This window comes from Cellulomonas algicola (assembly GCF_003851725.1).
Taxonomy (GTDB): Bacteria; Actinomycetota; Actinomycetes; order Actinomycetales; family Cellulomonadaceae; genus Cellulomonas; species Cellulomonas algicola.
Map to the genome: position 1 here is coordinate 1 of NZ_BHYL01000294.1, position 8,394 is coordinate 8,394.

Annotated in this window: 7 protein-coding genes; 3 read left to right on the top strand and 4 right to left on the bottom strand. The window is 76.5% G+C overall.

The window, feature by feature from the left end:
- Nucleotides 1–673 (bottom strand): lipoyl(octanoyl) transferase LipB (lipB, locus tag CTKZ_RS16755; RefSeq protein WP_124344011.1); only part of this gene is annotated, 673 nt, incomplete at its 3' end.
- Nucleotides 674–683: 10 nt separating this feature from the next.
- The gene (locus CTKZ_RS16760) at nt 684–1,208 is read right to left on the bottom strand and encodes a MarR family winged helix-turn-helix transcriptional regulator (RefSeq protein WP_235843530.1); all 525 of its coding nucleotides are present in this window, start codon (nt 1,206–1,208) and stop codon (nt 684–686) included.
- 55 nt (nt 1,209–1,263) lie between these two features.
- Here CTKZ_RS16760 and CTKZ_RS16765 point away from each other — a divergent pair, with 55 nt between their 5' ends.
- The 3 genes from CTKZ_RS16765 (at nt 1,264) to CTKZ_RS16775 (ending at nt 6,211) form a co-directional block, all read left to right on the top strand.
- Nucleotides 1,264–3,570 carry an MMPL family transporter gene (locus CTKZ_RS16765; RefSeq protein ID WP_225916501.1) on the top strand — a complete coding sequence of 769 codons (2,307 nt, stop codon included), beginning with the start codon at nt 1,264–1,266 and terminating at the stop codon, nt 3,568–3,570.
- A gap of 10 nt (nt 3,571–3,580) precedes the next feature.
- On the top strand, nt 3,581–4,624 hold the full coding sequence (locus CTKZ_RS16770) for a Gfo/Idh/MocA family protein (protein ID WP_124344014.1): 1,044 nt from the start codon (nt 3,581–3,583) through the stop codon (nt 4,622–4,624).
- A 192-nt stretch (nt 4,625–4,816) separates the two neighbouring features.
- A complete protein-coding gene (locus CTKZ_RS16775) occupies nt 4,817–6,211 on the top strand; it encodes a protein kinase family protein (protein ID WP_124344015.1) in 1,395 nt (464 codons plus the stop codon).
- 3 nt (nt 6,212–6,214) lie between these two features.
- Here the strand turns inward: CTKZ_RS16775 and CTKZ_RS16780 are convergent, their stop codons facing one another.
- Both CTKZ_RS16780 and sucB read right to left on the bottom strand, forming a co-directional pair.
- Nucleotides 6,215–7,102, bottom strand: a complete 888-nt coding sequence (locus CTKZ_RS16780) for a TIGR01777 family oxidoreductase (protein ID WP_124344016.1) — start codon at nt 7,100–7,102, stop codon at nt 6,215–6,217.
- A gap of 195 nt (nt 7,103–7,297) precedes the next feature.
- The coding region (sucB, locus tag CTKZ_RS16785; protein WP_124344017.1) for a 2-oxoglutarate dehydrogenase, E2 component, dihydrolipoamide succinyltransferase at nt 7,298–8,394 on the bottom strand (1,097 nt) is incomplete at its 5' end.

Consider the following 8,394-nt stretch of genomic DNA (forward strand, 5'->3'; position numbering starts at 1 on the left):
CGGCGTCGACGGTGGCGGCGAGGAGCGGGGTGAGCGTCGCGACGAGGTGCCCGCGCACGAGCGGCGTGACCTCGTCGATCGTCACGCGGCGGCCGGTCTCGGCCGAGAGCGACGTGACGTCGGCGTCGTCGATGCCGCACGGCACGATGCGGTCGAAGGCGTGCAGGTCGGGCTCGCAGTTGAGCGCGAACCCGTGCATGGTGACGCCGCGGGCGACGCGCACGCCGATCGCGGCGACCTTGCGCTCGCGCCGCGCCGGCCGGTCGTCGTCGCCCGGGTCGGCCGCGAACCAGACGCCGCTGCGTCCGTCGACCCGCACGGCCTCGAGGCCGAGGTCGGCGCACGTGCGGATGAGCGCCTCCTCGAGCGCGCGCACGTAGCGGACGACGTCGATGGGCTGCGCGAGCCGGACGATGGGGTACCCGACGAGCTGGCCCGGGCCGTGCCACGTGATGCGCCCCCCGCGGTCGACGTCGACCACCGCGGTGCCGTCGGTCGGCCGGTCCCAGCGGGCGGTGCGGCGACCGGCGGTGTACACGTCCTCGTGCTCGCACAGCAGGACGGTGTCCTCCTGGTCGCCCGCGGAGACGGCCGCGTGCACCTCCCGCTGCAGCGCCCACGTGGGCTCGTAGGGGAGCAGGCGGGTGCCGAGGTCGAGCGCGTCGAACCGCATGCCGGTCAGGCTAACCCCGGGTCGGTGCGGCCGCGTGCGTCGTCCCGTCGTCGGGGGCGTCGTCGGGCCGGGCGACGAGGACCAGCAGCGCGCGCAGCTGCTCGACCTGGGCGGGCGTGAGCCCGCGGGTGACGACCGCCTCGGCCCGGCGGCGGTCGGCGGCGGCGTCGAGCGCCGCGAGGCCCTCGGGGGTCGCGGTGATGACGTGGCGGCGCCGGTCCTCGGCGTGCGGCGCGCGGCGCACGTACCCGGTGCGCTCCATGCGCGCGAGCACCCGGCTCATGGTCTGCTCGGTCACGCCGCACAGGGTCGCGAGCTCGCGCTGCGAGGCGGGCGAGCGGGCGAGGTGGACGAGCACGGGGAGGCTTGCGTGGTTGAGGTCCCAGCCGCCGAGGTGGGCGTTCCACTCGCGCTCGACGCGTCGCGCGGCGGCGGACAGCAGGCGCCCCACGGGCCAGTGGGCGGGGTCGCTCGACGCGGGGTCGAACTGCTCGCCGCCGCCCGTGAGGTCGGGGTCGTCCAGGCCGTCGCGCACCCTCGTCGATCCCTTCGGTTTGCCGTCCGGCGCTTGGCCACCCATGATACTCAGCATGCTGAGTAATCGCCGGGCGACCGTGGTCCGCGCCCTTGCCGTCGCCGTCGCGCTCGTCGCCTGGCTCGCCGTCGGAGCCGTCGGGGGCATGGCCCAGGGCAAGCTCGCACAGGTCCAGGAGAACGACGCGGCAGCCTTCCTGCCGTCGTCCGCCGAGTCCACGCGGGCCGCCGAGGCGAGCCGCGCGTTCGTGGACACGCCGACCCTACCTGCGCTCGTGGTGATGCAGCCCGCCGACGGCGGCGACGTCACCCCGGAGCAGGTCCAGGCGGCGACCGAGTGGGCGAACGGGGTCCCCGACCGCGACGTCCCGGACGGCGACGGCGACACGTGGGCGGACTACCTCGTCGGCGACCCGGTCGTCGTGCCGTCCGAGGACGGCCTCGCGCTGCTCGCGATCTTCTCCGTCGACGCCGACGCGGCCGACGAGCGCATCGGCGAGGACTCCGTCGCGGCGGTGCTCGTCACCGACCTGCGCGCGTCGCTCGACCAGGACCTCGGCGCGACCGCGACCGACGCCGGCGAGATCGGGCTGCAGGCCTGGGTCACCGGTCCGGCGGGTTTCGTCGCCGACCTCGTGACGGCGTTCGGCGGGATCGACGGCGTGCTGCTGCTCGTCGCGCTCGGCGCGGTGCTCGTCATCCTCGTGATCGTCTACCGCTCGCCGTTCCTGCCGTTCGTCGTGATCCTCACGGCCGTCTTCGCGCTGTCCCTCGCGGGCCTGGTCGTCTACCAGCTCGCCGCGAACGACGTGCTCGTGCTCAACGGCCAGTCCCAGGGCATCCTGTCGATCCTCGTGGTCGGCGCGAGCGTCGACTACGCGCTGCTGCTCGTCGCCCGCTACCGCGAGGAGCTCCGGCACGCCGAGCACCCGGCCACCGCCATGCGCCGCGCGTGGCGCGCGTGCCTCGAGCCGATCGGCGCCTCCGCCGGCACCGTCGCCGCGGGCGTCCTCTGCCTCCTGCTCTCCGACCTCGGCTCCAACCGCTCGCTCGGACCGGTCGCCGCGATCGGCATCGCGTCGTCGTTCCTCGCCGCCACCACGCTGCTGCCGGCGTTCCTCATCGTGCTCGGCCGGTGGTCGCGCGCCCTGTTCTGGCCGCGCGTGCCGCGCCCGGTCGCCGCGGTCGCCGTCGCCCACGGGCACCACGCGGCGCCCACCGACGACCCCGCCGACGCGTCCGGCGCGTGGGGCCGCCTCGCGCGCTGGGTCGCCCGGCACGCACGGCCGGTGTGGGCCGTCACCGCGGTCGTCCTGGTCGTCGGTGCCGCGTTCCTGCCGACGTTCCGCGCCGGGGGCACCGACCAGGCCGACGTGTTCCTCACCCCGGTCGACGCCGTCGCGGGCCAGGAGGTCCTCGCCGAGCACTTCCCGGCCGGCGCCGTGCAGCCCGTCACCGTCATCACCGCGCAGGACTCCGCCGACGACGTCGCGGCCGCGATCGAGGACGTCGAGGGCGTCGAGAGCGTCGCGCCGTACACGGGCACCGCGGCGGGCGGTCCCGCCGGGACGGGCGAGCCCGTCGTGGTCGACGGGGACGTGCGGCTCGACGTCGTGACGACAGCCCCGTCCGACTCGCAGGAGGCCGTCGCCGTCGCCGCGGACGTGCGGACCGCCGCGCACGAGGTGGACCCGGACGCGCTCGTCGGCGGTGCGGCCGCCGAGACGCTCGACGCGCAGGACGCCGCCCGCCACGACCTGCGGGTCATCGTGCCCGTCGTGCTCCTCGTGATCGGGCTGATCCTCACGCTGCTGCTGCGCTCGGTCGTGGCGGCCGGGCTGCTCCTCGGCGCGAACGTCCTGTCGTTCGCGGCGACGCTCGGTGTCTCGGCGATCCTCTTCAACCACGTCCTGGACTGGCCGCCCGCCGACCCGGCCGTGCCGCTCTACGCGTTCGTGTTTCTCGTCGCGCTCGGCGTCGACTACTCGATCTTCCTCATGACACGCGTGCGGGAGGAGTCGGCACGCGTGGGCACGCGCCCCGGTGTGGTCCGCGGCCTGGCCGTGACCGGCGGCGTCATCACGTCGGCGGGCGTGGTGCTCGCGGTGACGTTCGCGGCGCTCGGCGTCATCCCGCTGCTGTTCCTCGCGCAGCTCGCGGTCATCGTCGCGCTCGGCGTGCTGCTCGACACGACCGTCGTCCGCTCGCTGCTGGTCCCGGCCCTCGTGCACGACCTCGGCGACCGCACCTGGTGGCCGTCGCGGCTGTCGCGACCGCACGCGCCGGGCACGCACCGGACCACTTCGGCGGAGCCGGGTGCGACGGTCGGTGCGGCCGACACCACGGAGTCGGCCCGACCGTAGAGTGGCGCGCATGGACTCGCTGCGCGTCGGTCTGGTCGGCTACGGGGGAGCGGGGCGCGGGATCCACGCGCGCCTGCTGAGGGAGGCGCACCAGCGCGTGACGCACGTCGTCACCCGCCACCGCGCCGCGCAGGTGCACGAGGACTGGCCGGGTGCCGTCGTCGTCCCCGACGTGCCGGCGCTGCTCGCGCACGTCGGCGAGCTCGACCTCGTCGTCGTCGCGAGCCCGACGGGCGACCACGTCGAGCACGTGCTCGCCGTGCTCGCGACCGGCGTGCACGTGCTCGTCGACAAGCCGCTCGCGACCACCACCGCGGAGGCCGAGCGGCTCGTCGACGCCTCGCTGCACGCCGGCGGACGGCTCACCGTGTTCCAGAACCGGCGCTGGGACCCCGAGCAGCTCGCGCTGCGCGGTCTGCTGGAGGCCGGGACGCTCGGCCGCGTGCACCGATTCGAGCGGCGCTGGGAGAGGTTCCGTCCCGTCCCGCAGGACCGCTGGAAGGAGAACGACCCCGAGGCCGGCGGGCTGCTGCTCGACCTGGGCGCCCACCTCGTCGACTCCGCGGTGCAGCTCTTCGGTCCCGTCCGGTCGGTGTACGCCGAGCTCGCCGCGCGGTCCACGCCCGCGGTCGACGACGTCTTCCTCGCGCTCGTGCACGACGCGCGCGGCGGCGAGCCCGGCGTCGTCAGCCACCTGCAGGCCGGTGCCGTCGTCGGGGCGCCCGGACCGCGCACACGCGTGCTCGGGGACGCCGCCGCCTACCTCGTGACCTCGTTCGAGGGCGAGCCGACGCCGTTCGCCGTCCTCGACGACGCCTACGAGGAGGGTCGCCGCCCGGGCGAGCCCGTCCACGAGGGCTGGCTCGTGCGGGGCGCCGAGCGGACGCCCGTGCCGGCGCCCGCCGGCGGGCACGTCGACCTCTACCGCGAGGCCGTGCGGTGGGTCGTCGACGGCGGTCCGCCGCCCGTGGACCCCGCCGACGCCGTGCGCACCGCGCGCGTGCTCGACGCCGCGCGCACCTCGGCCTCCGAGGGCGTCGTCGTCCGGCTCTGACGCGCGCGGCGGTGCGTGTCCCGTCGACGGCACGCCTGTCGACGGCACGCCTGTCGACGGCACACCCGTCGACGGCACACCCGTCGACGGCACCCCCGGCGGCAGCACGTCGGGCCGGGTGCGCCACGGGGACAGCCGTGACCTGTGGACGAGCCGCACGCGCGGCGGGCCGTGCACGGTTCGATGCCCGGCATGGAGACGTTCCTCGTGCCCGCCGACGTGCGCGCGCTCGTCGACGGCAGCGCCTTCCGCGTCGTCGGAGCGGCCGGCCCCGACGGTTCCGGGTGGCTCGCCGCCGCGACGGACGGCTCCGACCGCCGCCTCGAGGTCCACGTCGTGGCCACCGTGCTCGACGACCTCACGGCTGCGCGCGTCGAGCGGCTCCGGCACGTCCGGCACGACCACCTGCCGGTGCTGCACGACGTCGTCGAGATCGGCCCGGGCCGCACCGCGCTCGTCGTCGAGCACGTCGCCGGACCGACGCTCGCCGAGCTCCGGTCGCAGCGTGCCCCGCTGTCCGACGGCGAGGCCGCCACGGTCGCCATCCCCGTCGCCTCGGCGCTCGCGGCGCTGCACGACGCCGGTCTCGCGCACGGCGGCGTGAGCCCTGCGACCGTCGTCGTGCGACCGGACGGGCGGCCCGCGCTCGTCGACCTGCGGGGCGTCCTCGCCGGGAGCGGCACGCCGGACGGCGACGTCCGCCGCCTCGTGGCGTCGGTGCTCGCCCAGGTGCCCGACGCCGACGTGCACCTGCTCGCCGGGCCGCACGACGGCTCGCTCCGGGACGCGCTCGAGGACCTCCTCACGAGCGGCGACGTCAGCGCGGCCCGCCTGGTCGACCGCTGCTTCGCGGTCGTCACGCCCGAGCCGGTCCGCGTCCCCGACGCCGGTGCTCGCGCGGCGCTCGACCTCGTACGCACGGGGGCGTCGGCCGCGGCCGACCTCCGCCGGCCTCGGCGGGCGCCCCGTCGCGCACCTCGTGCGCTCGTCGTCGGCGTGGTCGCCACCGGGGTGGTCGTCGTGGGCGGCCTCGCGCTCGGGACGGCCGGGCTGCGGTCGTCCGCCGGGGACGAGAGAGCGGCCGGTGCGCCACCCGCCGCGTCGTCGGCGGCCTCGGCCCGCACGGCACCGCCCTCCGAGACGGAGGTCGACGCTCAGGGTGTGGCCGACGGGACGGGCGAACCGGCGCGCACGACCGACGTGGCCGAGGCCGCCGCCGAGCTCACGCAGCTCCGCGCCCAGCACGTCGCCGCTGGCGACGCGGCGCGGCTCGTCGACGTCGAGGTCCCCGACGGGCCTGCGCACCGTGCCGACCTGCGGCTCGTCGAGGCCCTCGCGGGGGACCGGGTCGAGGGGCTCGCCGTCGACGTGCAGCAGACGAGCGTCGTCGCGGGCGGGGACTCCGCCGGCGGGCCCACCCCCGGTGCGGAGGCGGCGGTGCGGGTCACGTCCGCGATGTCGGGCTACACGCGTGTCGACGCGTCCGGCGCGTCCACGGCGGTGCCGGCGGCGTCGCCGCGGACCGTCGTGCTGACGCTGCGCTGGACCGCCGACGGGTGGCGCGTGTGGGACGTCGCGGATGCGTGACCGTCAGCGGGCGGCGACCCAGGCCGCGGCGGACGGCAGGTCGGCGTGCACCGGGCGGAACCCGCTCGCGGTGAGGGCCGCGGGTTCGGCACGGATGGACCCGAGCACCTCGGGCGAGAAGTCCTGCAGCGCGAGCCGCAGCGCCCACGCGGGGACGGGGACGACCGCGGGGCGGTGCACCGCGGCCGCGAGCGCCTTCACGACGTCGACGTTCCGGTCGGCCGCCGCGACGAGGTTGACGGGCCCGTGCACGTCGGTGGTCAGCAGGTGCGCGATCGCCCGGACCTCGTCGACGAGCGTGATCCACGGCCAGAACTGCCGCCCGGACCCGAGCCGTCCGCCGATCCCGAGCCGGACGAGCGGCAGCAGGCGGCCGAGCGCGCCCCCGTGCGGCGCGAGCACGATCCCGGTGCGCAGCAGGACCACGCGCAGCCCTGCCTCCTGCGCGGGCAGGGTGGCCGCCTCCCACTGCCGCACGACGCCCGCGAAGAACGTCGTGCCGAGCGGTTCGTGCTCGTCGAGGACCGCGTCGCCCCGGTCGCCGTAGGCGCCGATCCCGGAGGCCTGCAGCAGCACCCGCGGGCCGTCGTCGTGCGCCGCCATCGTGCGCGCGAGCAGCCCGGCGGTGTCGACGCGCGACTGCACGACGGCCCGCTTGCGCGCGGGCGTCAGCGGGCGGGACGCCGCGTTGACGCCCGCGAGGTCGATCACGGCGTCGGCCCCGGCCAGGTCGTGCGGGTCGAGGCGACCCGCCGTCGGGTCCCACGGGATCTCGTCGGGCCCGCCCGCCTCTCGGCGGACGAGCACGCGGACGCGGTGCCCGTCCGCCCGCAGCGCCGGTACGAGCGCACCCCCGATGAACCCGCTGGCACCCGCCACGACCACGTCCATGCCGGTCACCCTAGGCGTCCGCGCCGCACCCGGCCGGGCGAGACGTGTGCGCGCGGGCGCGCGGCCCCGGCACCCGTCGGACCAGAGGTGACCGGGCGGTACGGCCGAACGGCTCGCGCAGGCGCCGGAGGCGACCCGTGGGACGACGACGGCCCGGGTCCGCAGGGGACCCGGGCCGTCGTCAGGCGACGAGCGTCAGAGACCGACCTCGGCCTCGAACGCGCCCTCCTCGATGCGGGCCTTGACCGCGGACAGGTACCGCGACGCGTCCGCGCCGTCGACCAGGCGGTGGTCGTACGACAGGCAGAGGTAGCACATCGACCGGATCGCGATGACCTCCTCGCCGTCCGCGTCCTTGACGACGACGGGTCGCTTGACGATCGCGCCGGTGCCGAGGATCGCCGACGTGCCGGTCGGCACGATCGGGGTGTCGATCAGCGCACCGCCCGAGCCCGTGTTCGTCACCGTGAAGGTCGCGCCCGACAGCTCGTCCGGCGTGACCTTGTTGGCCCGCGTGCGCGCGGCGAGGTCGGCGATCTTGCGCGCGATGCCGGCGAGGTTGAGGTCGCCCGCGTCGCGGATCACCGGCGTGAGGAGGCCACGCTCGGTGTCGACGGCGATCGCCACGTTCTCCTGGCCGTGGTACGTGATCTGGTTGCCCTCGAGCACGCCGTTGATCTTCGGGAACGCCTTGAGGGACTCGACCGCGGCCTGCACGAAGAACGGCAGGAACGTGAGGTTGACGCCCTCGCGCGCCTTGAAGTCGTCCTTGGCACGAGCCCGCAGGCGGGCGACCTTGGTGACGTCGACCTCGACGACCGTGGTGAGCTGCGCCTGCGTGTGCAGGGCCTCCACCATGCGCTCGGCGATGATCTGGCGCAGGCGGCTGGCCTTCTCCGTGGTGCCGCGCAGCGGCGACACCGACGGGACGGTCGGCGCCGTGGGGGCGGCAGCCGCTGCCGGAGCGGCGGCGGCCGGGGCGGCCTGCGCGGCCTTCGCGGCCTCGGCCTTGGCGGCGGCCTCGAGGACGTCCTCCTTGCGGATGCGGCCACCGACGCCCGTGCCCGTGAGGGTCGCGACGTCGACGCCCTTCTCGGCCGCGAGCTTGCGGACGAGCGGCGTGAGGTACGACCCACCGGCGTTCGCCGCGGCGGACGCGGTCGGCTGCTGCGCCGCGGCCTCCTCGGCAGCGGGCTTCTCGCCGGCCGTCCGGGCGGACTCGGCCTCGGGCGCGGGCGCCTCGTAGCCACCGGGCTGCGCGGCCGCGGGGGCGGGAGCCTGCTGGGCCGGCG

Bases quoted from the DNA above. Each gene is read 5' to 3' on its own strand.
- CTKZ_RS16770 (WP_124344014.1), top strand. From the start codon at position 3,581: ATGGACTCGCTGCGCGTCGGTCTGGTCGGCTACGGGGGAGCGGGGCGC.
- CTKZ_RS16765 (WP_225916501.1), top strand. From the start codon at position 1,264: ATGCTGAGTAATCGCCGGGCGACCGTGGTCCGCGCCCTTGCCGTCGCC.
- CTKZ_RS16775 (WP_124344015.1), top strand. From the start codon at position 4,817: ATGGAGACGTTCCTCGTGCCCGCCGACGTGCGCGCGCTCGTCGACGGC.
- CTKZ_RS16780 (WP_124344016.1), bottom strand. From the start codon at position 7,102: ATGGACGTGGTCGTGGCGGGTGCCAGCGGGTTCATCGGGGGTGCGCTC.